The following is a 24,554-nucleotide window of genomic DNA, read 5'->3' on the forward strand; positions in this document are numbered from 1 at the left end:
TCCGGGTCAAAGTGCCCCCGGACGGCAGACGGCCCCGGCGGTGCGCCAGCCAAGAACCTCAAGGAGCACGCCCACCAGCACCGCAGTATCGCCCCGCAGCACGGAAAAGCGCCCCGGCGCGGGCCGGGGCGCTATCAGGATTCGACTCCTGGGATGCGCCGGTTAGAGCTGGTAATCCACCGGTGAGGTGAGGTTCTCGTGAACGCAGAGGATGTTGTGCTCGGTGTCCATGAACCAGGCGCACTTCTCGGAATCCGTTGTACAAATGTGGTTCTCGGTCTTGAGATCCGGCAGGTCGTAGTCCTGGAACTGGACGCCCTTGGCTTCCATCTCCTGGACGGTCCGCTCAATCTCGGAGACTTCAAAACTCAGGGTCGTGTGCTCGGAATGCTTTCCGTCCCTGACGGGCATCAACTGCAGCATGGGGCCGCCTTCGCTGCCATATAGTTCGCTTCCGTCGTCTGCCTTGCCGCGGAGCGGGAGGCCCAAGGTTTCCGCATAGAAGCGGTGGGCGCGCTCTAGATCATCGACCGGCAGGACTGTTGTGGCTTTGTTCAAAACTAGGGTCATTTCGCCACCTCCTACGTAGAAAATTTTACGCCGGAGCGGGGCCGAAAGAGCCTGCAAATCTACGCGCCGAGGTGAGACTTCGCGCCCATGTCCACGCGGACAATGGGCGCGTAATCTCACCTCGGCGGGAGCGTCAGCACCGGAACCGCCACACGTGCGAGAGCGTCAGCACCGGCACCGCCACACGTGCGGGAGCGTCAGCACCGGAACTGCCACACGTGCGGGAGCGTCAGGGGGTGCTTATTTCTCCACGAGGGTGAGGACGTCGTAGGTGGCCACGATCTCGTCGTTCTGGTTGGTCAGGACGGCGTCCCAGGCCACCTCGCCGTACTCGTCGGTCTCGCGCGGGGTGATCTTCTTCGCGGTCAGGGTGACCCGGATGGAATCGCCCGCGGCCACCGGAGTGATGAAGCGCAGGCTTTCCAGGCCGTAGTTGGCCAGCACGGGGCCCGGCGCGGGCTCCACGAACAGCCCGGCGCCCCAGGCCAGCAGCAGGTAGCCGTGCGCGACGATGCCCGGGAAGAACGGGTTCGCCTCGGCGGCGGCCTGGTTGGTGTGGGCGTAGAAGGTGTCGCCGGTGGAGTTGGCGAACTTCGTGATCTCGTCCAGGGTCACTTCGCGCAGCTCGGAGCGGATCGCGTCCCCGATGTGCAGGGTGCTCAGGTGCTTCCGGAACGGGTGCTGGCCCTCGGTCTCGAGCGTGAAGTTGCGGTCGGCGCCGGTGTGCCAGACGCCGGTGACCGCGGTCAGCATGTTCGGTGAGCCCTGGATGGCGGTGCGCTGCATGTGGTGCAGCACGGAGCGGATGCCGCCGAGCTCCTCGCCGCCGCCGGCGCGGCCGGGTCCGCCGTGGACCAGGTGCGGGACGGGTGAGCCGTGGCCGGTGGAGCTGCGGGCGTCCTCGCGGTTGAGCATGTGCACGCGGCCGTGGTGGGCGGCGATGCCGGTGACGAGTTCGCGGGCGACGTCGGGGTCGTTGGTGCAGACCGAGGCGACGAGCGAGCCGCCACCGCGGGCGGCGAGGCGGACGGCGTCGGCCAGGTCCGTGTAGCCGATCACCGAGGAGACCGGGCCGAAGGCTTCGAGCGAGTGGACCTCGTCGGCCTCCGGATCAGCCCAGCTCAGCAGCACCGGGGACATAAACGCGCCGTCGTCGACGACGCCGACCGTGCCGTCCGCGCTGGTGACCTTCGGCGAGTCGAGCGTGCCGTAGGCGAGTTCGCCGCCGGCGTCGAGCATGGACTGGACGGCCGCGCGCACATCGGCGAGCTGCTCCAGGGATGCCAGGGCGCCCATGTTGACGCCCTCGGCGCGCGGGTCACCGAGGACCACGCGCTGCTGGATCCGCTCCCCGACGGCGGTGACGACGTCCTGCACCAGCTCCTGCGGCACGATGGCGCGGCGGATCGAGGTGCACTTCTGGCCGGCCTTGGCGGTCATCTCGGTGACGAGGGACTTGATGAAGGCGTCGAACTCCGGGGTGCCCTTGACGGCGTCCGGGCCCAGGATCGAGGCGTTCAGGGAGTCGGTTTCCGAGGTGAAGCGGACCCCGCCCTTGACCACGTTGACGTGGGACTTGAGCGTGTTGGCGGTCGACGCGGAGCCGGTGAAGGCCACGATGTCGCGGTAGTCGAGGTGGTCCAGCATGGTGCGGACCGAGCCGGAAATCAGCTGCAGCGAGCCCTTGGGCAGAATGCCGGATTCGATCATTGCCCGGACCACGGCGGCGGTGACGTAGCCGGTGGGGGTGGCGGGTTTGACGATCGTGGGCACGCCGGCAATGAACGCGGGGGCCAGCTTCTCGAGCATGCCCCAGACCGGGAAGTTGAAGGCGTTGATCTGCACGGCGACGCCGGGGATGCGGGTGTAGATGTGCTCGCCGGCGAAGGAGCCGTCCTTGGACAGCACCTCCATGGGACCGTCCACGATCACCTGGGCGTTGGGCAGTTCGCGCCGGCCCTTGGAGCCGAAGGTGAAGAGCACGCCGATGCCGCCGTCGATGTCGACCATCGAGTCGATCTTGGTGGCGCCGGTCTGGGCGGAGAGCGCGTAGAACTCCTCGCGGCGGCCGTTCAGGTACTGCGCGAGCTCCTTGAGCTTGAGCGCGCGCTGGTGGAAGGTCAGCTTGCCGAGTTCCGCCTGGCCCGTGGTGCGTCCGTACTCCACGACGGCGGCGAGGTCGAGTCCTTCGGTGCTCACCTTGGCGAGGAGTTCACCCGTGCTCGCGTCCAGGACGGAGGCGGCGCCGGCCGCGGAGCCGGCGTCGGGGGTCCACCAGGAATCCCTGATGAAGCTGGGAACGATCTCGACAGTGTCTACTGTGGGTTCCGGAGCAGTTGCAGTGGTGGTCATCGTTGACGGGTCCTTCCAACAGGGGCAAGATCAACACGGCCAGCATTACTGACCGTCCGTTCGGTAATATGTCTACAGTACATGAATGAGGCCTGCCGCACACTAGCTGCGGCGGCACTGACCCGCCGGGACCCCTGGATTTCCGGCCACAGAGGAGACGTTATGACGCCCGAACCCCGCAGTACCGAGCTGTGGAAGATCACCCTCGGCGAACTCGACGAGAAAATGGGCGTGAAGATCGTCGAGGAATCCGTCGAACGGGTCGTCGCCACCATGCCGGTGGAGGGCAACCGGCAGTCCTTCGGGCTGCTGCACGGCGGCGCGTCGCTGGCGGTCGGGGAGGCGGTGGGCTCCTGGGCCGCGGTCATCCACGCCAGCACGCTGGGCAAGACCGCCGTCGGCGTGGACGTCTCCGCCACCCACCACAAGTCCGCCCGCGAGGGGCTCATCACGATCACCGCGACCCCGATCCACCTCGGCGGCACCATCACCACCCACGAGGTGCTGATCAGCAACGCCGCCGGCGAACGGCTCTGCACGCTGCGGATCACGAACCTGCTGCTGGACCGCAAGGGCTGAGCGGGCGAACAGGGCAAAAATCCCGCCGGCTGCATCCAAACAGCGCCCCCGGCCGGTAGTAACGGTGTAAGCAAATCACCGCCCGGATCCGGGCAACTCAACGAGGAGTTTGAAATGCGCAAAACCGTTTATGCCGCCGGGGCCGTGTCCATGGTGGCGGCACTCGCCTTCGCCGCCCCCGCCCAGGCCGGCGGGAAGCACGACGGCGGCGGGCGCCACAGCGACGATGCCCTCCTGTCCGTCCTGCATGGCGTCCCTGGCCTGACCGTGGATGTGTGGGTGGACGGCAAGCTCACCCTGGATGACTTCGAGCCCGGCGATCTCGCCGGCCCGCTGGAGCTCGACGGCGGCAGCTACAAGATCGCCATCACGGCCTCCGACGCCACCAGCGCCGACAATCCAGTGATCGGCCCGGTCAAGGTCCATCTCAAGGAGGGCCGGAACTACACCGCCGTCGCGCACCTGGATGCCGACGGGGACCCCACCGCCACCCTGTTCAAGAACACCACCCGGCCCAGTCCCGAGGGCGAGGGCAGGCTGACCGTCCGGCACGTGGCGGCGGCGCCCGCCGTCGACGTCCTTGCCGGCGACACCGCGGTGATCGAGGACCTGGAGAACCCCGAGCAGGAGGTGCTGACGCTGGAGGCCGGAACGGTGTCCGCCTCGGTTGCGGCCGCCGGCACCACCGAGGCCCTGATCGGCCCGGCGGATGTTCCGGTCGAGGAGGGCAAGAACACGATTGTGTACGCCTGGGGCAGCCTGGAGGACGACACGCTCGGCGTGGCCGTCCAGGTGGTCGACTCGGCCAAATGGCGCGACCACGACCGGCACTGAGCCGCTGATGGCCGGTGAGGCGTTTGATGACCGAGGCGCCGGCCCGGCCCTGAAGAGCTGACCAGCAGCGCGTCCCGCAGGGGATGCGCTGCCGGTCCTGCGTACACCGGTCCCGCCCGCTGATGTAGGGCCGATGTACCCGCAACGCCCCGGACCCGGACTGTTAGCTTGGAAGTGCTGATTCACCCGACACCGCCGGGTAATACCGGTCGCACCGGAAGGGATCCACCATGCTCTCAGACACCTCACTTCCCGTCATCAAGGCAACGCTGCCTGTCGTCGGCGAGCACATCGAGGAGATCGCCAAACGCTTCTACAAACACATGTTCGAAGCGCGGCCGGACCTCCTGGACGGGCTCTTCAACCGGGGGAACCAGGCGGACGGCCGCCAGCAGCAGGCCCTCGCCGGGTCCATCGCGGCGTTCGCCGGGCTGCTTGTGGACAACGTGGACCAGATCCCGGACCACCTCCTCTCACGCGTCGCGCACAAACACGTCTCGCTGGGGCTGAGCCCGGACCAGTACCAGGTTGTCCACGACCACCTCATGTGGGCCATCGTGGATGTGCTGGGCGATGCCGTCACCCCCGACGTCGCCGCAGCCTGGGACGAGGTCTACTGGCTGATGGCGAACATGCTGATCAACAAGGAACGCGGGCTGTACAACGCGGTCCACCTCACCCCGGACACAATCTGGCGGACCTGGCGGGTGGTCGAGCGGATCCAGGAGACGGACGACGTGGTCCGGTTCGTGGTCGAGCGGGTCGACGAGCGCGAGGTCAAACCGTCCCTGCCGGGGCAGTACGTCACGATCAAAATGCGCATGCACGACGGCGTGCACCAGCCCCGGCAGTACAGCCTGACGAAGGCCGACGACGGGCAGCACCGCCAGTTCGCGGTGAAGCGGGTCCACGGGCTCGAGACCCCCGACGGCGAGATGTCCAACCTGCTCCACAACGAAGTCCAGGTGGGCGACGAGGTGGTCCTCTCGGCACCGTTCGGTGACGTGGTGATGGAGTACACGGACCGGCCCCTGGTCCTGGCCAGCGCGGGAATCGGGATCACCCCGATGGCCGGCATGCTCTCGCACCTCGTGAAGTCCGGCTCCCAGCGGCAGGTGATGCTGCTGCACGCCGATGACAGCGAGGAGTCCTTCCCGCTCCGGGGGCAGGTCCGGGAGGACCTGGCCGCGCTGCCCGACGGGACGCTGAAGACCTGGTTCCTGAACACCACCGTGGGCGGGTCGGCGTCCGGCTCCGAGTTCTCCGGCTTCATGGACGTCGGAGCGGTGGACCTCCCCGACGACGCCGAGTACTACCTCTGCGGTCCCCTGCCGTTCCTGAAGTCCGTCCGCAGCGCGCTGGTGGCCGGCGGCGTGCCCGCCAAGGACATCCAGTACGAGGTGTTCGGCCCGGACCTCTGGCTGGCTGACTTCCAGTAGCGGCGGCGGCCGACGGCGGCAGCTAACGGACCGCACGACGCCGGGCGGCAGCCGGATGGCTCCGCCCGGCGCCCCGCGGCGGTGGTTAGCGGACCGCGCGGCGGTAGTTAGGGTCCGGCGCGGTTTAGCGGACCGTCCGGCGTCGTGTGGCGGCCAAGAGGACGCCGCCGAGCAGGATCGCACCGCCGGCAAGTCCCGCCGTCGGGAGCAGGGAACCGGCGCCGGTGTTCGGCAGCTGGCCGGAGGCGGCCGGAAGGACCGGGGTCACGGCCTCCGCAGGATCCGCGGGGGCCGCCAGTGCCGCGGGCGGGACAACGATCCCTGCGGGCACAACGGGCTCGACCGGGACCACAGGTTCTGTCGGTACGAAGGGCTCGACCGGCACAGCGGGCTCAGCCGGCACAAGGGGCTCGGCCGGCACGACAGGCTCGACCGGCACGACGACCGGAGCCTCAATGGTGAAGGTCCGGCTGACCGAGGGGCTGTCGGCCTTGCCCGGGGATGTCTGGACGGCGCTGATGGTGAACCGGCCGGGTTCGGCGTCCTCGACGGGCACGGTCCATTGGCCGTCCGCCCCGACGACTGCTGAACCGCTGATGTCGCCGGTGAGCTTCACCGTGAGCCCGGGGGTTCCGGTGCCGTCGATGCGGGTCACACTCTCCAGCGCCGCGCCCTCGGCCGGGGTGGCGATCTCCGGGGCGTCCAGGTCTGTGACCTCGACCGCCAGGGAAACTTCGCCGGAGCGGCTGAAGCCGTTCACCGTTTCCGCCGTGAATTTCATCCTGCCGTTGCTCTCGGGTGCGGGGAAGGACCAGTTGCCGGCAGCGTCGACCGGCACTTCGAGCGTTTCCTGGTCAGCTGGCTCATCAAAAGTGACGCGGACCTGCGAGTTGGCGGCAACCGCCGACGCCGGGCCCGCGAGGACCCGGCCCGTGATGGGTTGGCCGGCCAGAACCTTCAGGTCTTCCGGCGCCGCGAGCTCGGGCTTGTTAAGGAACAGCTGGAGCTGCACGGGGGTCGGGAACTTGGTGAGGGCGTCCTCAAGGGTCGTGGCGATGGCGAAGTTCTCCCCCGACGTCTCGCCGGCCGAATGGGTGCCGACGGCGAAGTTGCCGCTGATCCAGGGTCCTCCGGAGTCTCCCCCGCGGGACTGGACGTTCCTGGACAGGAAACCGCGGAAGGCCCGAAGGTCTGCGGTTGCGGTGGTTCGTCCGCCCACCACGTAGACGCCGGTTTCCTCCACCTGGCCGCAGGACCAACCCGCGGTCCGTCCGGAGCGGCACACTTCCTGGCCCTCGAACGGGGCCACCATGCCGATGATCTTCACGGCGGTGGCGCCCGGGTTCGCTGCGTCGGCCCAGGTAGTCGCGGCCGGCTGCAGGTTGATGCGGCCGTCGAGATCCTCGATGACGGCGATGTCGGTGCCCACGTTGCCAGGAATGTCTTCGGTGCCTGTGATCCAGGAGTTCAGCGGTCCGCCGAACTGGCTGAAGCCGAAACTGCCGAGCGGGGCGAGCATGCCCGACCCGGGCGCCGACCCGCCCGCCGTGGCAGAGGTCGGCGGCTCAAGCTCCGCGATCAGAGCCGCGCCGTCCTCGGCGCAGTGCCCCGCCGTCAGCACAACCGGAAGTCCCGCCGCGCTGAACGCGCCAAAACCCGTCGAGCAGATGGTCCGCCGGTCTATGGCGATTCCCTCCCCGCCGAAAACATCCGCTTCGGTGGTGACCGGGGAGCCCTGCTCCAGCTGGACGTTGGCGTAGCGAGCTACGAAGTCAGCCGGGGAGATCTTCCCGGGCGCCGTGGCTGTGGCCGCGGGCCCGGGCTCCGTGGCAGACTGCTGGTCGGGCGCGGCTTGCTGATCCGGTGCGGTTCGCTGGTCGAGTGCGGCTTGCTGATCCGGGACCTGCGTCGGGCCGGCTTCGGCCGCGTTCGTGCCGCCGGTGCGGATGACGAAGTTGCCCCCGGAGTAGGCCACGGCCTGCAGTCCGGCCGGACCGACCTCGCGGACGTATGCCTGGAACAGCTGATCGGTGCTGGACGCGAGCAGCTCGGCAGGTGTGGGAACGGCCGACGAGGCGGCGGAGGAAGCGGCCGACGGGGCGGCGGAGGAGGCGGCTGTGGGCTCGGCGGAGGACGCGGCCGTGGCGGCGGTGGAGGGTCCGGCGGAAGGCTCATCCGCCGGAGCAGTCGAGGCGTCAGCGCCCGGAGTAGTGGGGGCCGCGACGGCCGCAGTGGTGGGGGCTTCAACAGCCGGTGCGACGAGCACAAACACTGCCGCGCTACCGGACCCGTTCAGTTCATCCACCCGGGCCTGCAGCCCGGCGCCGCTGCCCTCGACGAGGATCTGGCCGTCCTGCAGGCGGATGCCCTGGTAGCCGGGGAGCTCCTGCACGGACGGAAGGGCATCGGCCGCGGTCCGGCCCAGCTGGCCCGCCGCGTTGAACTCCTCGAGCGTCATGCCGAGGTCGCGCCGGAGGGCTTCGGCCAGTCCTGCGGCGCTGATGTTCGGGACCGCTGCCGGCACCGTCGCAGGAACCGCGCCACCCGTCGTCGGCTCAACCCGCGCCGCAAAACTGGAGTCCGCCGCCGGCGAGGCTGTCGAAGCTGTCGAAACGGGTTCCGGTACCCCAATTTCGGCGAGCGCGGGCAGGGCGTGGAACGAGCCAGCGAGCGCGAGGGCGGCAGCCGCCACCGCCCGCACAGTCAGCTGAAACTTCGGTGTCTTCACCCGGGTTACTCTAGCGCCCCAATTTAGCCAGAATGGCAGACACCTCCGGATCCGTTACCCCATTGTGGCGCAGGAACTCCCCAGTCTTCACGTGGCGCACAAAACGCAGCAGGCTTTCCCGCCGTGTTTCGAGCAGCGGCGCGAGGACCTCCTCGGGCAGATACCGCTCGTGCGGATGCGGGACCGCCGACATGCGGTGGTGTTCGTTGATGCCACGCACGGCCAGCTCGTAGCCCCTGGCAATGGCGTCTTCACCGGCCCCGGCGAGGTCCTGGAGCATCGCCGCGATCATCCCGCTGCGGTCCCGGCCGGCCGAGCAGTGGATCACGACGCCGCCGCGCGCCCGCGCCACGGCTTTAAAGACCCCGGCTAGTTTCTCGGGGAAGATCCGGGCGTTATCCGCGTACGACGCCGGATCGTTCAGGTAGGGGACGCAGAGCTCACGGAATTCGCTGTTGCCGGGGTCCTCGGTGGGGGCGTGCACGACGTCGAACGCCGCCAGGGTTCCGGCGCTGACCCGGGGATCCGTTTCGCGGCGGCGGATCTCGGCCGGGTTGCGGAGGTCAATGACGGTCCGGATGCCGCCGTCGTACGCCTGCTGCCACCCGGCGTCGGTGAGCCACTCGCGGCGTCCCATCCGAAACACACTGCCGGCGACGTGCCAGGCGTTGACCGCCCCGTCCCAGTCCATGGCTCCGGGCGGCGCACTCCCCCGGGCTGGGCCACCGGGCACGGCAGGAATCGTCATCCTGACAGCTAAGCACACGCGCCGTGGCCGAGCCACGGGCAGAATTTTCCGAAAGTTCGCCCCGACGGGCGCCTGGGGCATGGTGCCGGGTTCAGGCTCGCGACTAAAGTGGCGTTGAACCCGGTAGCCGCCGGGCTCTTTTTTCAGCTCGCCGGCCGCCGGGACTGACTCCTCATCACGGCACGGGGCGCTGAACCAGCGTGCTACTGAGGGGAAACACCATGGGAACTCTGAAACTTCGACGCCGGCGAACGGCTTTGGGGGCCGGTCTCGCCACCCTGGCCATGGCGGCCGGACTGGCGGCGGTCCCCGCGCAGGCGGTGGACAAGACAACGTACGTCGCGCTGGGTGACTCGTACGCCGCCGGACAGGGCGCGGGACCGTACCTGGATAACTGTTACCGCAGTGATAACACCTATTCCGAACTCGCGGCTGACACCAAGGCCGTCAAGCTGGTCAAGAACGCGGCCTGCAGCGGCAAGACGACCCAGGACGTCGTGAGCAGCCAGCTGGGTCGGCTGAACAGGAGCACGGAGCTCGTGACCATTACGGCCGGCGGCAACAACCTCGGGTTCGGCGCCATCGTCACGGCCTGCGGCGCGGCCATGGTCAATCCCACCGAAGCGGCGGCCGCAGCGTGCGATAAAGCCAGCGCCGACGCGGCGGTCATGATCGGCAGCGGCCAGCTGGCCGCGGAGGTGGCCTCGATGATCCGGAGTGTGAAGGCCGCCGCGCCCAACGCCGAGATTGTCGTGACCGGCTACCCCTACCTCTACGATCCGGTACCCCTCAACACGGACGATCCGATGTCCGTTTTCATCGCCCAGGCCACACAGCTGGCTGACGGGCTGAACGGCTCCATCGCCGGCGCCGCCCTGGCCAACGGTGCGGAGTACGTCGACGTCAGGGCCGCTTTCGCCGGCCACGGCATCAACTCGAAGACGAACCAACCGTGGATCAACCTCGACTACGCCAACCTGGGCAGCGCGGACAACTTCCACCCGAACGCTGCCGGCTACAAGGCGTACTACGCGTCGATGAGCGCCGCCGGGGCCTTCTCGGTTCGTTAGGGCACCCTGGTCCAGGCCGGCCGGCCTTTACCGCCTGACCAGCCTGGACTCCAGGGCGTTCCGGACCATGGGCCACTCGTGTTCCAGGATGGAAAACACCACGGTGTCCCGCAGCGCGCCGTCGCTGCTGCGGGTGTGGCTGCGGAGCACACCGTCCTGTTTGGCGCCCAGCCGCGCGATCGCCTCGCGGGACTGGTGGTTGAGCCAGTGCGTCCGGAACTCGACGGCGGGGCAGCCCAGCGTTTCGAAGGCGTGCCGCAGCAGCAGCAACTTGGAGTCCGGGTTGCTGCCGCTGCCGTGCGTTGACGCCGCGTTCCAGGTGGAACCGATCTCCACCCGGGGCGTGGCGGCGTCGATGTTCATGTAGGTGGTCATGCCGATCACCCGGCCCGGTCCGCCGGTGGCGGGGTCCATCAGCCGCGTGGTGAAGGGCAGCATGGAGCCGCTGTCCTGCAGGGCAAGCCGCCGCTCGATCTCGGCGGCCATCTGCTCCGGGCCGGGTACGGACGTGTACCAGAGGCGCCACAGTTCGCCGTCGCGCGCCGCCTCGACGAGGCCGTCGTGGTGGTCCGGGCTCAGCGGCTCGAGGACGACGAATTTGCCGGTCAGGGTGATGGGGGCGATCGCGGGCCGGTCCAAGGAAGTCACCGCACCATCCTAGGGTTCTCGTTAGGCTGGGGCCATGATCACAGTTACCGGCACCGTCCATACCGCCCTGGAGCCCGCCCGGGCCTTCGACTACCTGTCAGCGTTCGAGCACACCCCGGAGTGGGACCCCGGGACCCCCGTGGTGGACAAGCTCTCCGAGGGGCCGGTCGCCGTCGGGCACCGGTACCACGCAGAGGCCGAGTTCCGCGGCAAGCGCCAGGCACTGACCTACGAGGTGACCGAGCTGACGGCAAACCGCATCACGCTGCGCGGCGAGAACAAGTCGGTCATCTCCGTGGACACCATCGACGTGGCGCCGGCGGGGACGGGCTCCGAGGTGAAGTACACGGCGGAGTTCCAGCTCAAGGGCTTGCTCAAGGTCGCCGAACCCTTCGTCCGGCCGGCGTTCCGCTCCCTGGCCGGCCCCGCCATGGACGGCATGAAAAAGACCCTCGACTCCCAGGCATCGCAGCAGCGGCGCGGTGGGGAACGCGGTGGGGAATAGGAGCACACCATGACATCCCAGAATCCGGATCCCGCTGACAACAACCTCACCGGCCTTGAGCCGGGCGGCGGCGTTCCGCCCGGTGAGACACCCCCGGGGGAAGGAACCTCGGTGGGACCGCAGGGACCGCGGATCCCCGAGGACCGCGGTTTCGCGCAATACCTCTGGATCATCATGATCGCCGTGGTGGTGCTGTTCGTGCTGCTCTTCTTTGTCGGCTACATCGTCGGGATCCTCGACTAACCCCGCTGGCCTCAGTCGGTCCAGTCGAAGAAGCCCTTGCCGGACTTGCGTCCGAGTTCGCCGCGGGCCACTTTGTCGCGCAGGATCTGCGGCGGGGCGAAACGCTCGCCCAGGGTGGAGGCGAGGTATTCGGCGATGCCGAGGCGGACGTCCAGGCCCACGATGTCCGTGGTCCGCAGGGGTCCGGTGGGGTGCTTGTAGCCCAGGACCATGGCGTTGTCGATGTCCTCGGCGGACGCCACGCCCTCCTCCACCATGCGCATCGCCTCGAGGGCAATCGCGACGCCCAGCCGTGAGGACGCGAAGCCGGGGGCGTCATTGACGACGACGGCGGTCTTGCCCAGCGCCTCGACCCAGCCGCGGGCCGCCTGGGCCAGCGGCTCGGAGGTGTGCTCGCCGAGGACGACCTCGATCAGGGTGGACGCCGGCACCGGGTTGAAGAAATGCAGGCCCAGGAAGTTGTGCGGGCGCTGCAGCTCACGGGCCAGCGCGTTGACCGAGATGGAGGACGTGTTGGAGGCGAGGTAGGCGTCGTCGTCGAGCCGTTCCTCGATCCCCCGCAGCGAGGCGACCTTCAGGTCCCAGTCCTCCGGAACGGCCTCGATGACCAGATGGCGGTCCTTGAAGTCGTCGTAGTCGACCGTGACCGAGAGCCGGGAGACCATCTCGTCGAGGTTGCCGTCGGTGGCGCCGCGTTCTATGCTCTTGGCCGCCGCGGATTCCACCCGCTCGCGGGCCGCCTCTGCCGCTTGTTCATCGCGTTCGACGACGAGGACGTTGGCGCCGTTGATCAGGAAGGCGTGCGCGATGCCGGCGCCCATCCGGCCGCCGCCCAGCACTCCAACGAAGTTGGGTAGGCTGCCGGCGGGAAGGTTCGCGGGAAGTACGGAGTTGCTCATCTTCAGTTCTTCTTCCGGTCTGGATCCTGCTCGGACTTCTTGGCTGACTTCTTTTCGGACTTTCGATCGAGGAAAGCCTGCATGCGGTCGAACTTGGCCTGGGATTCGAAGAGGATTCCCTGGGCCAGCTGGTCAATCAGGGGGTGGGCCTCGGCGGGCGCGTGGAAGACCGACTTGGTGATCCGGACCGCGAGGGGATCCTGCGCGGCGATCCGGTCGGCCAGGGAGTGGGCGGCCGCCATCAGTTCGGGGGCCTCGTGGATCTCGGTGATGAGGTTGACGGCGAGGGCCCGCTCTGCGCGCAGCACGGTGCCGGCGAGCAGGATTTCCTTGGCCACCGGCTCCCCCACGAGTTCCTTCAGCCGCCAGCTCGCCCCGGCAGCGGCGAGGATGCCCAGGCCGGTCTCCGGGTTGCCGATCCGCACCGAGGGTGTGCCGATCCGGAAGTCCGCCGCGTACGCCAGCTCCGCGCCGCCGCCCAGGCAGAAGCCGTCCAGGGCCGCGATGACGGGCATCGGCAGCTTCGCGATGCGCACGAAAATGGTGGAGTTGATGCCCTGCAGGGCATCGTCGCGGCGGCGTTCGCGGAGCTGGCCGATGTCCGCCCCGGAGGCGAAGACGCCCTCCGTGCCGGCGATGATGAGCACCTTCGGGGTCTGCTCCAGCGCGGCGCAGATGGCGTGCAGCTCATCGACCATCTGCTGGTCGATCGCGTTGCGGACCTCGGGCCGGTTGAGGAGCACCACCAGCCGGTCCTCGCGCTCGTCGATCAGCAGGGTGCGGAAGTCCAGCGGGTTCAGGCCCGTCGCGGCGGCGGCCACTACACCCGCTCCAGCAGCATCGCGGTGCCCTGGCCGACGCCGATGCACATGGTGGCGAGGCCGATCCGGGCGTCCTCGCGCTCCATCCGGCCCAGCAGGGTGATCGCGAGCCGGGAGCCGGACGACCCCAGCGGGTGCCCCAGGGAGATCGCGCCGCCGTCGCGGTTTACGATCTCGGGGTCCAGGCCGAGCCGGCGCATGGTGGCGAGCGACTGGGTGGCGAAGGCTTCGTTGAGTTCGACGGCGCCGAGGTCGCCGACGCTGAGGCCGGTCCGGGCGAGCACCTTCCGCGTGGCCGGGACCGGGCCGATGCCCATGATTTCGGGTTCGCAGCCGGCGGAGGCGCCGTCGATGATCCGGGCGCGCGGGGTGAGGCCGAGCCGCTCGATCGCGGCCTCGGAGGCGACGATGATGGCGGAGGCGCCGTCGTTGAGGGTGGAGGAGTTCCCGGCCGTGACCACCGAGCCGCCGGCGACGACGGGGCGCAGGGCGGCGAGGACGTCCATGGTGGTGCCGGCGCGCGGGCCCTCGTCGGTGTCGACGATCGTTTCGCCCTTGCGGCTCTTCACCGTGACCGGGACGATCTCGTCGGCGAAGCGGCCGGCGGCGATGGCCGCGAGGGAGCGCTCGTGCGAGCGGACGGCGAAGGCGTCGGCGTCCTCGCGGGTGATGCCGTCCACGCGGGCGACTTCCTCGGCCGTTTCCGGCATGGAGTAGGTCATCTTGCCGCTGCGGGAGAGTTCGCCCTTCCGGAACAGCGGGTTCACGAAGCGCCAGCCGATGGAGGTGTCGAAGATTTCGCCGGGCTTGGCGAAGGCGGTCCGGGGCTTCTCCTGGACCCAGGGGGCGCGGCTCATGGATTCCACGCCGCCGGCGATCACGATGTCCGCGGCGCCGGACTTGATCATGTGGCTGGCCATGATGATGGCGCTCAGGCCGGAGGCGCAGAGCCTGTTCACGGTGATGCCGGGGATGTGCAGCGGCAGGCCGGCCAGGATGGTGGCCATCCGGGCGACGTTGCGGTTTTCCTCGCCGGCGCCGTTGGCGTTGCCCAGGATGACCTCGTCGATGCTCTCGGGGTCCAGCCCGGCCCGGGCCACAGCCTCGCGGACCACCAGGGCGGCCAGGTCATCGGGGCGGACCGCGGAGAGTGCCCCGCCGTACCGGCCCACCGCAGTGCGGGCCCCGCCTACGAGAAATGCCTGTGGTCCTGCTGCTGCTGATGCCATGGGTACACCCTTCACGCGATAAACGTCTCTGTCATCGAATCTGTCATCGAAAGAACTCCCGGCGGCGGCGTCCGCGTTCGACCCCGGCGCGCCAATTTACTGACCGTTCGTTCTATAAAGATTACACGGCGCGGCAAGGGGGTCAATCAGACCCCCGCCGGATTACGCGGTAACTTACGCGGGAACTACGCGACGACGACGCCGAGGTGGCTCGCCATGAGCGGGGCGAGCAGGCCGAGCTGGTAGTCGTCGATCACGAGGCCGGCGAGGCTTTCCAGCCCGCTAATGGTGCGGATGTCGGTGCCGCGGATGTCAAAGTCCTTGAGCCGTGCGCCCGCGACGTCGAGGGTGCCGATGGTGCAGTTCTTCAGCGCCACGCGGGTCGCGGCGCAGGAACCGAGGTCCAGTTCGGCGATGATGCAGTCGCTGACCTGTACGTCCGTGAGCTTGGAGCCGCGGAGATTCACGTAGTCGAGTTTGCCGCCGTCGATCCTCACGGACTGCCAGCCGCTTTCGTAGAGTTCCGCGGAACCCCAGCGCGGGTTGCCGAACTCGACGTCGCGCAGCGTGCTCCGGGCCGCCATAAACACGGGGGCGTACAGCTCCGCCAGGACGCAGTCACGGAAGGTGGCGCCGCGCAGCTGGGTCTCGTTGAAGGACACGCCCTGGAAGTCGCACTCCGCGAAGTCGGTGCCCGCGAGTTCCAGCCCATCGGCGGAGACCCTGCTGTACCGGACGCCGTCGTACCTCTCCCCCGACTGGAAATCCGGGGACGGGTCGTCCCGCAGCTCCGCCAGCCGGACCGGGCTGAGCCGCGGCGCGGTGACCTTCGGCGCCTTGGGCGCGGTGCCCCGGGCCACTAGAGCGACTCGGCCTTCGCCGCGATTTCCGCCAGGTCCTTGGCGAGGGCCTTGCGGGTGATGCGCATGCCCAATTTTCCAAAGACGGCCATCGCCAGCTTGTGCATCCGGGAGGGATTCTGGAGCTCGGCGCCGAACGTCATGGTCAGGTCCGTGCCGCCGTCGCGATCGGCCAGTGTCATGCGCGAGGTGTAGTCCGCCCCGCCCTGCAGCGCTTTCACCATGGTGCTCCGGGGCGGATCGGCCTGGGACACCCACATCTCCACGGTTTCCGACCTGCCCATCATGGTGCGGGTCTCCTTCCAGCGCGTACCCTCGCCGTAGGGACCGTCGCTGAGCATCTGGATCGAGTCAATGCCGGAGAGGGTCGCGGCCGAACCGGGAATGTCGGAAATGACCGCCCAGACCTTATCGGCCGGGGCGTTGACGTGCTGGGTCAGGCTGATTTTGTGGTCCATGGCATCGAGCCTAGCCCGGCTCCGGCGCAGATTTCATCCCTGCGGCGCGGAACCCTCACTGGACACCCCCTTGATTTAGTAAGCATGCTTTGTGTTAGTGTGAATGGACGTTGAATTTCAACCGGAAACGAAAGGTGTTTGCACCATGGGTATCGGAGACAAGATTCAGAACGAAGCAGAGCACCTCGGCGGCAAGGCCAAGGAAGCTACTGGCAACGCCACGAACAACGACCAGTTGCGCGCCGAGGGCCAGAAGGACCAGGTCGTCGCAGACGCCAAGAAGGTCGGCGAGAACACCAAGGACGCTTTCAAGAAGGATTAGTCCTCACAAAAAAGCGGCGGCGGTCATTCCTTTGGGGGATGCCCGCCGCCGTTTTCTTTGTGCCCGGGGGTTGGTGCCGCGTGGGCGGTTGCGCGCCGGGGCACCGATTCGTCACGAATGGTCGCTAAAGGACTCTGGACTGCGGCGGCGACTCGCCCATTTGCCACGAATGGCGGCTAAACCACCCTGGACCGAGGCCCGGCCTCACCCATTCGCCACGAATGGTCGCTAAATCGTCCCGAATAGCGACCATTCTCGTCAGATGGGTGAGGCGTAGGCGCGACCACCGCCCAGAGGGAAGCCCGACCCCATCGATTTGCCACGAATGGCGGCTAAACCACCCTTGAGCGCGGCGGCGTGGCCTCACCCATTCGCCACAAATGGCCGCTAACCACCCCGAATAGCAGCCATTCTCGTCAGATGGGTGGAGTGTTGGCGCAGGTCCCTTGCCCGCGACGTGGGCGCGGCCGAGCCCCCGCTCCGACCGCGGGGCCCGGTTAAGCCAGGAACGGCGGGCCCCCGCACTGGGGGCCCGCCGTCGTCGTCCGCTTAGATGGTGCCTGTAGCGGTTAGTTGAAGAGTGCGTTCTTCGGTTCGTTGTTCTTGACCTTCTGCCAGCCAAGCCACAGCAGGAGCGAGAAGAACGGGATGGTCGCCAGGGTCCAGAGGCCCAGGTGGAAGACCTCGCCGGTCTTGCTGGTCATGGTGTCGAAGCCGATCAGCACCGTGATGAGCAGCAGGGCAATCAGGCCGGCCCAGCTGGCCCAGACTCCGCCGGGTGCGGGTAGGGATGAGACCTTGCCCTTGGTCTTGCGCAGCGCGATCTGGCTGGCGAAGATGGCGCCCCAGGTGAAGATCACGCCGATCGACGCGGAGTTCAGCGCCAGGTCGAAGGCGTGCGAGCCGCCGAGCCAGATGTTGAGGAGGATGCCGACGAGGTAGACGCCGCCGATGGCCAGGATGGCCGCGTACGGCACGTGGCTCTTGGACATCTTGGTCAGCCACTCGGGAGCATGTCCATTGTTGGCCATGGTGCGGAAGACCCGGCCGATCGAGTACAGGCCCGAGTTGCAGGAGGACAGTGCGGCGGTGATGACGATCATGTTCATGACGTCGCCCATCCAGCCGAGGCCCATCTGGCCGAACACGGTGACGAACGGCGAGGTGCCGGCGACGTACTGGTCGGAGGGCAGCAGCATGGCCAGGAGGGTCACGGAGCCGACGTAGAACACGATGATGCGGAAGACGACCGCGCGGATGGCCTTGGGCACTTCCTTGGCCGGGTCCTGCATTTCGCCGGCGGTGATGCCGACAAGCTCAATGCCGTTGTAGGCGAAGATGACGGCGTTCAGGACCAGGATCATGACCAGGGCGCCCTTGGGGAACATGCCCCCTTCAGCGGCGAAGAGGTTGTTGACCGAGGCGTTGCCGTCGCCGACCTGGGCGTTGGTGATGACCATGAAGGTGCCCACGGCCAGGAAGATGAGGATGGCGCCGACCTTCAGGCAGGAGGCCCAGAACTCGAATTCACCGAACGCCTTGACGCTCATGAGGTTCACGCCCACGAGCAGCAGCAGCGCCGCAATCGCGGACAGCTCGACCGGCACGTTGGGGAAGAAGAACTGGAAGTACAGACCGATGGCGATGAGCTCGGCGATGCCGGTCATGGCCCAGTTGATGAAGTACATCCAGCCGGACACATACGCGCCCTTTTTGCCGAACATTTCGCCCGCGTAGCTGACGAAGGAGCCGGAGGTCTGGCGGTACATGATGAGCTCGCCCAGGGCGCGCATCAGCAGGTAGGCGATGACGCCGGCAATGGCGTAGGAGAAAATCAGTGCGGGGCCGGTGGAGGCCAGTCGTCCGCCGGCACCCATGAAGAGGCCGACGCCGATGGCGCCGCCCATTGCGATCATGGTGACCTGGCGGCCGCTCAGGGATTTGGCGTAGCCCTCGGCGCTGAGGGTCGAGTCGACGACGGCGGGTTGCGCCGTGGTGCTCTTAAGTTCTGTGGGCGTAGGTGATGGCACAGCTGTTCCTTGTAGGTCGGGGTAGGGCCGGGAAGTGACCGTGGATTCAAGTACACAAAATTCGGCCCGGAGCCCCTTGTGGGGGCCCAGACATGTACCGAACCTCACAAGGGTCGAAGCTCGCGCGGCTCATCCATCGTACTAGCATTCACGGCCTGGTCGTGACGCGGGATACACCCCGTGGCTACTATTGCTAATTTAGAGCGCCACTTGGACCAGAACGCCGAATTATGTTCGATTTCGGCAGGGCAGGTCCCGGCCTACCCGTCAGTTAGGACGTTGCTGGTTTTCCGCCGTCAGTTTGGGCTGCCGTCAGGCCAGGGCGCCCTCCCGCCAAGCCGCAGCCAGGCCAGGCCAGCGACGGCCCTTGGACGCAGTAAGTTAGGGCCGCCGTCAGGCCAGGGCGCCGTCCCGCATCGCATAGCGGAGCCAGTTCCCGGTCCCGGTGCCGGCGCCGTGCCCGGTGCCGTGCCCCGCGCGGTTCCCGGCGCCGCTATCGCGGGCGCACGTGTCGAACCATTCCCCCAGCGCGCGGTCGTGGCTGACCATGACCAGCGTCCCGGCGAAGTCCGAGAGGGCCGATTCCAGCTGTTCCACCAGGACGGGCGCCAGATGGTTGGTGGGCTCATCGACGAGCATCGTCCCGTAGCCGCCCAGCAGGAGCCGGGCCAGCGCCAGCCGGCGCTGCTGCCCTGCGGAGAGGCCTCCCACCGGGACGTGGAATTCGCTGGTCCGGAAGAGCCCGAGGCGCAGCAGCGCCTCCGCGTGCTCATCGATGTTGCCGCCCAGGCCCGCGGCGAAAGCCGGCAGCAGACGCAGCCCCGGGCGCTGCGGGAGCTCCAGCTCCTGCTGCAGGTAGCCGATCCGGCCGTGCCTCACCACGGTGCCCTGGGCCGGTTCCAGCGTGCCCGCCAGGACGGAGAGCAGCGTGGACTTGCCGGCACCGTTGGGGCCGGTGATGAGGATCTTCTGGCCCGCCTCCACCCGGATGTCCGTCGGTTCCAGGCGTCCGGGGACCGTCACGCCCCGGGCTTCCAGGGCCGGTCCTGCCGCAATGTCCGCATGGAGGTCCGTCGCCAGCTTCAGCGGCACAGGCGGACGGTCGATGGGGTTTTCCTCCAGCCGGCGGAGGCGCTCCTGGGCGTTGCGGACCTTGCTGGAGGCCGCCTTCTGCCAGGTGCCGGCCTTGAAGTCGAAGCCCATTTTGTCGTTGTCGCGCTGGCGGGCGTAGCCCATCTTCCCCGCGACCGTGTCCGCCTGGAGCCGTTCGGCCGCCATCGCGTCCAGCCACCCGGTGTACTGCTGCGCCCAGCGCTGGCGTTCGGCGGCCTTCTCGTGCAGGTAGCCTTCGTAGCCGTTGCCGTAGCGGTTGACCGTCCGGCGTTCGGCGTCCACTTCGATCACGGTGGAGGCGACTTTGCGCAGCAGGACGCGGTCGTGGGAGACCACTACGACGGTGCCGCGGTGCGCGGCGAGCCGCGCCTCCAGCCAGGCCGTCCCGCTGGCATCAAGGTGGTTGGTGGGTTCGTCCAGGAGGAGGATGTCCGCGGGATCGGCCATCACGCAGGCCAGGGCCACGCGTTCCTGTTCCCCGCCGGAGAGCGAGCCCAGTGTCCTCATCCGGTCCAGCCCGCCCAGGCCCAAGCGGTCCAGCGCCGCCTCCACCCGGGATTCCGCGGCGTAGCCTTCCCTGAGCTGGTACTGCGTCTGCAGGTTCCCGTAGCGCTCCAGGTCATCCGCCTCGGCGTCGGCGAGCCCGTCCTCCAGGCGGTCCAGCTCGGCCTCCAGTTCGCGGAGGGATCCCAGTGCGGCGTCGATAGCGTTGCTCACGGTGAACGCGTCCGGCAGGCCGAGGGTCTGGGCAAGGTAGCCGACGCGGCCCCGGCGGACGGCGGTGCCCTCGTCCGGGGTCTCGAGCCCCGCCAGGATCCGGAGCAGCGTGGATTTGCCCGCGCCGTTTTCGCCGACGATCGCTACATGTTCCCCGGCGGTGATGGCCAGTTCGACGTCGGCAAACAGCTGGCGGTCCCCGTAGCCGTGGGATACGCCCGAAAGTCGGAGATGTTCGCTCAAGGAGTCCTCGCAGGTAGGTGGCGAGCCTGCCCGGCGGCGGCTTGCGTCGTCAAGTATGACACCGCAGGCTGTGACTGACCCGACTGCCGCCGTCGGGCAGCCGCTTGGGCAGGAGCCCGCGCGGGCAGGCGCCGGAACGGTGCGTGGGGCGGCGCCCGGGCGGAGGGTCAGCCGGGCACCGTCAGGCGGCGAGCGCAGCCGCTTTCCGGCGCCGGGCCATCGCCAGCCGCGTGCCGATGAGCCCCTGCCGCGGGCTGAACAGGTAGACGGCGGCGAACGCGGCCCCCTGCGTCAGGACCACCATGGCGCCGGAGGCGGTGTCGAGGTAGTAGCTGAAGTAGATGCCGGCGATGGAGCACACCGCGGAAATGACCGGTGCGATCACGAGCATGCGGGAGAACCGGTCCGTCAGCAGGTAGGCCGTGGCCCCCGGAATGATCAGCATGGCCACGACCAGCACCACGCCCACGGTCTGCAGCGCCACCACGGACGTCAGCGCCAGCAGGCCCAGCAGCAGGGCCCCGAGGCGCTTCGGGGACAGCCCGATCGCATGGGCGTGCGTGGGGTCGAAGGCGTACAGCGTCAGGTCACGGCGCTTGAGGACCAGGATCGCGAACGTGACGACACCCAGCACGAGGACCTGGATCAGGTCCGGGACGCTGACACCGAGCAGGTTGCCGAAGATGATGTGGTTGAGGTCGGTCTGGCTGGGCGTGACGGAGATAAGCACCAGGCCGAGCGCGAACAGGGAGGTGAACACGATGCCGATCGCCGCGTCCTCCTTCACCCGGCTGGTGTTGCGGACCACTCCGATCAGGGTCACCGCGATCAGCGCGAACACGAGGGCGCCCAGCGCGAAGGGGGCCCCGACGATGTAGGCGAGCACCACCCCGGGCAGCACGGCGTGCGAGACGGCGTCGCCCATCAGTGACCAGCCGATCAGCACCAGCCAGCAGCTCAGCACCGCGCAGACGACGGCCGCGAGCGCCGTGGTGACGATGGCGCGGACCATAAAGTCATAGCTCAGCGGTTCCAGCAGGAGGTCGAAGAGATCCATGGCTCAGTTCCTGCCCGGCTGGTTGGCGACGTCCGGCCGCTCGGGAACGCCCGGCTGCTCGGGAAGGTCGCGGTTGAGGACGTCGAGGCCGAAAGCCATGGCCAGGTGCTCCGGCTGCAGCACCACCTCGGGCGGGCCGTGCATCAGAACCTTGCGCATCAGCAACACGGCCTCGTCGCAGAGCTGGGGCAGGGCGTGCAGGTCATGAGTCGAGATGAGGATGGTGCAGCCGTCCGCGGCGAGTTCCTTCAGCAGGCGCGTCATCGTCGCCTCGGAGCGCTTGTCCACCCCGGCAAAGGGCTCGTCCAGGAGCATCATGGTGGCGCCCTGGGCGATCCCGCGGGCCACGAACGCGCGCTTCTTCTGCCCGCCGGAGAGCTGGCCAATCTGCCGGCTGGCGAACTCGGAGAGTTCCACCCGGTCCAGGGCGAGGTCGACGGCGTCGCGGTCCGCCCTGGACGCCCGGCGGGTGAAGCCCTGGTGCCCGTAGCGGCCCATCATCACCACGTCGCGCACGGACAGCGGGAACTGCCAGTCCACGTCCTCGCTCTGCGGGACGTAGCCGATGCCGCCCTTCTTGCGCGCCTTGGCCGGTGATTCGCCGTTGATCAGGACGCGGCCGGCGTCGGGCTTGACCATGCCCATGATCGCCTTGAACAGCGTGGACTTGCCGGAGCCGTTCATGCCCACCAGCCCGCAGATCCGGGCCGCCTCCACGGTGAGCGAGGCGGCGTCGAGCGCCAGGACCTCCCCGTAATGGACGGTGACGTTTTCCACCAGAATGGCCGGATTGCTCATGATGCCGCTCCCGTCAGGCCTTCAGTGATGAGCTTGGAATCGTGCCGGATCAGGTCCAGGTACGTGGGCACGGGGCCGTCCGCTTCGGAGAGCGAGTCCACGTACAGCACCCCCCCGAAGGTGGAGCCGGTCGCCCCGACCACCTGGCGCATCGGGGCGTCCGAAACCGTGGATTCACAGAAGACGGCCGGGACCTTGTTGGCCTTGACGAATTCGATGGCCTTGGTGATCTGCTGCGGGGTGGCCTGCTGCTCGGCGTTGACGGCCCAGATGTAGACCTCGCGGAGGCCAGCGTCGCGCGCCAGGTAGGAGAAGGCGCCCTCACACGTCACCAGCGCCCGCTGTGCCTCGGGGACGGCGGCGATCTTCTGGACCATTTCATCCTGCACGGACTGCAGCTGGGCCTTGTATGCCGCACCGTTCGCCTCGAAGGCCGCCGCGTTCTCCGGATCCAGCTTCGAGAACGCCTTCACCATGTTGTCCACGTAGATCTGGACGTTGACCGGCGACATCCAGGCGTGCGGGTTCGGTTTGCCCTGGTAGGAGTCCTCACCGATGGACAGCACCTCCACGCCCTCGCTCACCACGGCGTGCGGAACGTCCAGGCCCTCCACGAACTGGGCGAACCAGGCTTCCAGGTTCAGCCCGTTGTCCAGGATCAGGTCGGCCTTGGAGGCCTTCCGGATGTCCCCGGGCGTGGGCTCGTAGCCGTGGATTTCGGCGCCGGCCTTGGTGATGGACTCGACCTGCAGTTTGTCCCCCGCCACGTTCTGCGCGACGTCGGCCAGCACGGTGAAGGTGGTCAGCACCACGGGCTTCTCGTCCGCGGAACCCGGACCCTGCCCCGGGACGGCAGCCCCGCAGGCGGCCAGGGACAGTCCGAGCAGAACGGCGGCGACGACGGCTCCGGCAGTACGACGGCGACGTGTTCGGCCGACAACTTTGGCGGACCGAAACAAATTATTAGGCATACCGAATATTATACGGGACCCGGCCGTCCGGCCGCGGCGCTAGGCTGGTGACATGGGCACTGTTCTCCGCACACCACCGGCACCGCGGCCGGAACTTTACCGGTTCTCGCGGCTCGATTTCATCACGGCAGGCCTGTACGTGGCCGTGGCCGCGTTCTTCGCCGTGGCCGGCGGACTGCTGGTCCCGCTGCTGCTCGAACTGTCCCCGAACCCGGCGGTGGCGACCTATAGCGTCAACCTGGTCTTCTACGGCATCATCGGCATCCTGGCCCTGGCCGCCGTCCGGCACGTCGCCGCCCGGGACCTCAGGGTGCTCGCCACCAGGCCTTGGTTCACGATGCTGATGGTCCCCCTCGCCGTTGTGGCCATGATGATCCTCACCGCGGTCCTGGTCTCCATCACCGGGCCGCCGGCGACCTCCGCCAACCAGGCCGGTCTGCAGGCGCTCATGCAGCAGGTCCCGGCCTGGCTGATGGTGCCGCTGCTGGTGATCGTGGGGCCCTTCGTGGAGGAGTACATCTTCCGCCACCTGCTGATCGGCAAACTCAGTCGGCGGATCAACATCTGGCTGTGCTGCTCCCTGTCCGTGGTGCTGTTCGCGGCCCTGCACATCGTGGGCCAGGAGGAACTGAGCCTGCCGGTGCTGATGCCGTACCTCGCCATGGGCGCCGTGCTGGTGTTCGTCTACGTCTGGACCGGCAAGAACGTTATGTTCGCCTACTTCGTCCATGCCTCCAAGAACCTGCTGGCGGTCATCTTCATCTACGCCATCCCGCCGGAACTGATGGAGCAGCTCCAGCAGATGCAGGGCTGACCCAAAGTCGGGAACTTCCGCGGGCACCTTCCGCGGCGCGCGCCGACGTCGTAGTTTCTTTCCATGACACTGAACATCCAGATCGCCGTCGACTGCCGGGACCCGCACGCGCTTGCCGACTGGTGGGCCGAGACCCTCGAGTGGGCCGTGGAGCCGCAGGACGAATCCTTCATCCGTTCGATGATCGCGCAGGGCTTCGCCACGGAGGCGGAAACCACGACGCACGGCGGCAGGCTCGTGTGGGGCGCCGGGGCCGCCATCCGCCCGCCCGAGGAACTCGACGCCAAGCGGCCCGCCCGCCGCATCCTCTTCCAGACGGTCCCGGAGGAAAAGACCATCAAGAACCGGATCCACTGGGACGTCAACCTGGCCGGCGCGGACAAGGACGCGGCGCGCGCCGCCCTCGAAGCCCGCGGCGCCACGTTCCTCTGGACCGCCAGCCAGGGGCCGCATTCCTGGCACACCATGGCGGACCCGGAAGGCAACGAGTTCTGCATCAGCTGAGG

24 protein-coding genes are annotated in these 24,554 nt (G+C 68.1%); 9 read left to right on the forward strand and 15 right to left on the reverse strand.

What is annotated here, in order from left to right; translation table 11 throughout:
* Nucleotides 1-162: 162 nt before the first annotated feature.
* Complete coding sequence (locus J2W14_RS08670) at nucleotides 163-570, reverse strand: VOC family protein (RefSeq protein ID WP_307461241.1); 408 nt, start codon at nucleotides 568-570, stop codon at nucleotides 163-165.
* 240 nt (nucleotides 571-810) lie between these two features.
* A complete protein-coding gene (gene paaZ, locus J2W14_RS08675; protein ID WP_307461243.1) occupies nucleotides 811-2,922 on the reverse strand; it encodes a phenylacetic acid degradation bifunctional protein PaaZ in 2,112 nt (703 codons plus the stop codon).
* 162 nt (nucleotides 2,923-3,084) lie between these two features.
* On the opposite strand from paaZ, the gene J2W14_RS08680 reads away from it, so the two are divergent.
* The 3 genes from J2W14_RS08680 (at nucleotide 3,085) to J2W14_RS08690 (ending at nucleotide 5,774) form a co-directional block, all read left to right on the forward strand.
* Nucleotides 3,085-3,501 (forward strand): PaaI family thioesterase, encoded by a 417-nt coding sequence (locus J2W14_RS08680; RefSeq protein ID WP_307461246.1) that lies wholly within the window; start codon nucleotides 3,085-3,087, stop codon nucleotides 3,499-3,501.
* Nucleotides 3,502-3,615: 114 nt separating this feature from the next.
* Nucleotides 3,616-4,335 (forward strand): DUF4397 domain-containing protein, encoded by a 720-nt coding sequence (locus J2W14_RS08685; protein ID WP_307461250.1) that lies wholly within the window; start codon nucleotides 3,616-3,618, stop codon nucleotides 4,333-4,335.
* A 230-nt stretch (nucleotides 4,336-4,565) separates the two neighbouring features.
* Nucleotides 4,566-5,774: a globin domain-containing protein gene (locus tag J2W14_RS08690; RefSeq protein WP_307461254.1), complete on the forward strand. Its 1,209-nt coding sequence runs from the start codon at nucleotides 4,566-4,568 to the stop codon at nucleotides 5,772-5,774.
* Nucleotides 5,775-5,898: 124 nt separating this feature from the next.
* Here the strand turns inward: J2W14_RS08690 and J2W14_RS08695 are convergent, their stop codons facing one another.
* Entirely contained in the window at nucleotides 5,899-8,502 is a 2,604-nt protein-coding gene (locus tag J2W14_RS08695; RefSeq protein ID WP_307461259.1) for a S1 family peptidase, read from the reverse strand.
* A 10-nt stretch (nucleotides 8,503-8,512) separates the two neighbouring features.
* Nucleotides 8,513-9,193 (reverse strand): tyrosine-protein phosphatase, encoded by a 681-nt coding sequence (locus J2W14_RS08700; protein WP_307461262.1) that lies wholly within the window; start codon nucleotides 9,191-9,193, stop codon nucleotides 8,513-8,515.
* A 278-nt stretch (nucleotides 9,194-9,471) separates the two neighbouring features.
* Between J2W14_RS08700 and J2W14_RS08705 the strand changes: the two genes are divergently transcribed.
* The gene (locus J2W14_RS08705) at nucleotides 9,472-10,320 is read left to right on the forward strand and encodes an SGNH/GDSL hydrolase family protein (protein ID WP_307461264.1); all 849 of its coding nucleotides are present in this window, start codon (nucleotides 9,472-9,474) and stop codon (nucleotides 10,318-10,320) included.
* 27 nt (nucleotides 10,321-10,347) lie between these two features.
* Here the strand turns inward: J2W14_RS08705 and J2W14_RS08710 are convergent, their stop codons facing one another.
* Complete coding sequence (locus J2W14_RS08710; RefSeq protein WP_307461266.1) at nucleotides 10,348-10,968, reverse strand: GNAT family N-acetyltransferase; 621 nt, start codon at nucleotides 10,966-10,968, stop codon at nucleotides 10,348-10,350.
* Nucleotides 10,969-11,002: 34 nt separating this feature from the next.
* Between J2W14_RS08710 and J2W14_RS08715 the strand changes: the two genes are divergently transcribed.
* Both J2W14_RS08715 and J2W14_RS08720 read left to right on the forward strand, forming a co-directional pair.
* Entirely contained in the window at nucleotides 11,003-11,473 is a 471-nt protein-coding gene (locus J2W14_RS08715; RefSeq protein ID WP_307461269.1) for an SRPBCC family protein, read from the forward strand.
* Between the two features lie 9 nt (nucleotides 11,474-11,482).
* Nucleotides 11,483-11,716: a DUF6480 family protein gene (locus J2W14_RS08720; RefSeq protein ID WP_307461271.1), complete on the forward strand. Its 234-nt coding sequence runs from the start codon at nucleotides 11,483-11,485 to the stop codon at nucleotides 11,714-11,716.
* 11 nt (nucleotides 11,717-11,727) lie between these two features.
* On the opposite strand, the gene J2W14_RS08725 is transcribed toward J2W14_RS08720, so the two are convergent.
* From J2W14_RS08725 to J2W14_RS08745, 5 genes are all read right to left on the reverse strand, one after another.
* The gene (locus J2W14_RS08725; RefSeq protein ID WP_307461273.1) at nucleotides 11,728-12,615 is read right to left on the reverse strand and encodes a 3-hydroxyacyl-CoA dehydrogenase family protein; all 888 of its coding nucleotides are present in this window, start codon (nucleotides 12,613-12,615) and stop codon (nucleotides 11,728-11,730) included.
* A 2-nt stretch (nucleotides 12,616-12,617) separates the two neighbouring features.
* Nucleotides 12,618-13,436, reverse strand: a complete 819-nt coding sequence (locus J2W14_RS08730) for an enoyl-CoA hydratase/isomerase family protein (protein WP_307461275.1) — start codon at nucleotides 13,434-13,436, stop codon at nucleotides 12,618-12,620.
* Complete coding sequence (locus J2W14_RS08735) at nucleotides 13,436-14,665, reverse strand: thiolase family protein (protein ID WP_307461278.1); 1,230 nt, start codon at nucleotides 14,663-14,665, stop codon at nucleotides 13,436-13,438. Before J2W14_RS08735 ends, J2W14_RS08730 begins: the two co-directional genes overlap by 1 nt.
* A 185-nt stretch (nucleotides 14,666-14,850) precedes the next feature.
* A complete protein-coding gene (locus J2W14_RS08740; protein WP_307461280.1) occupies nucleotides 14,851-15,525 on the reverse strand; it encodes a pentapeptide repeat-containing protein in 675 nt (224 codons plus the stop codon).
* Nucleotides 15,525-15,983 (reverse strand): SRPBCC family protein, encoded by a 459-nt coding sequence (locus J2W14_RS08745; protein ID WP_307461281.1) that lies wholly within the window; start codon nucleotides 15,981-15,983, stop codon nucleotides 15,525-15,527. Before J2W14_RS08745 ends, J2W14_RS08740 begins: the two co-directional genes overlap by 1 nt.
* Nucleotides 15,984-16,128: 145 nt before the next feature.
* Here J2W14_RS08745 and J2W14_RS08750 point away from each other — a divergent pair, with 145 nt between their 5' ends.
* Nucleotides 16,129-16,305, forward strand: a complete 177-nt coding sequence (locus tag J2W14_RS08750; RefSeq protein WP_224047463.1) for a CsbD family protein — start codon at nucleotides 16,129-16,131, stop codon at nucleotides 16,303-16,305.
* Between the two features lie 569 nt (nucleotides 16,306-16,874).
* Here J2W14_RS08750 and J2W14_RS08755 read toward each other — a convergent pair.
* From J2W14_RS08755 to J2W14_RS08775, 5 genes are all read right to left on the reverse strand, one after another.
* Complete coding sequence (locus tag J2W14_RS08755) at nucleotides 16,875-18,335, reverse strand: amino acid permease (protein WP_307461285.1); 1,461 nt, start codon at nucleotides 18,333-18,335, stop codon at nucleotides 16,875-16,877.
* 393 nt (nucleotides 18,336-18,728) lie between these two features.
* Nucleotides 18,729-20,408, reverse strand: coding sequence for an ABC-F family ATP-binding cassette domain-containing protein (locus J2W14_RS08760; protein WP_307461287.1), 1,680 nt, complete (start codon nucleotides 20,406-20,408; stop codon nucleotides 18,729-18,731).
* A 181-nt stretch (nucleotides 20,409-20,589) separates the two neighbouring features.
* A complete protein-coding gene (locus tag J2W14_RS08765) occupies nucleotides 20,590-21,465 on the reverse strand; it encodes a metal ABC transporter permease (protein ID WP_307461289.1) in 876 nt (291 codons plus the stop codon).
* Nucleotides 21,466-21,468: 3 nt separating this feature from the next.
* Nucleotides 21,469-22,263, reverse strand: coding sequence for a metal ABC transporter ATP-binding protein (locus tag J2W14_RS08770; RefSeq protein WP_307461291.1), 795 nt, complete (start codon nucleotides 22,261-22,263; stop codon nucleotides 21,469-21,471).
* A complete protein-coding gene (locus tag J2W14_RS08775; protein WP_307461293.1) occupies nucleotides 22,260-23,234 on the reverse strand; it encodes a metal ABC transporter substrate-binding protein in 975 nt (324 codons plus the stop codon). The genes J2W14_RS08770 and J2W14_RS08775 overlap by 4 nt, the downstream gene beginning before the upstream one ends.
* A gap of 52 nt (nucleotides 23,235-23,286) precedes the next feature.
* Between J2W14_RS08775 and J2W14_RS08780 the strand changes: the two genes are divergently transcribed.
* Nucleotides 23,287-24,048, forward strand: coding sequence for a CPBP family intramembrane glutamic endopeptidase (locus J2W14_RS08780; protein ID WP_307461296.1), 762 nt, complete (start codon nucleotides 23,287-23,289; stop codon nucleotides 24,046-24,048).
* Between the two features lie 63 nt (nucleotides 24,049-24,111).
* On the forward strand, nucleotides 24,112-24,552 hold the full coding sequence (locus J2W14_RS08785; RefSeq protein ID WP_307461299.1) for a VOC family protein: 441 nt from the start codon (nucleotides 24,112-24,114) through the stop codon (nucleotides 24,550-24,552).
* Nucleotides 24,553-24,554: the final 2 nt, after the last annotated feature.

Origin of the sequence: Pseudarthrobacter oxydans (genome assembly GCF_030812335.1) — a bacterium.
Taxonomy (GTDB): domain Bacteria; phylum Actinomycetota; class Actinomycetes; order Actinomycetales; family Micrococcaceae; genus Arthrobacter; species Arthrobacter oxydans_B.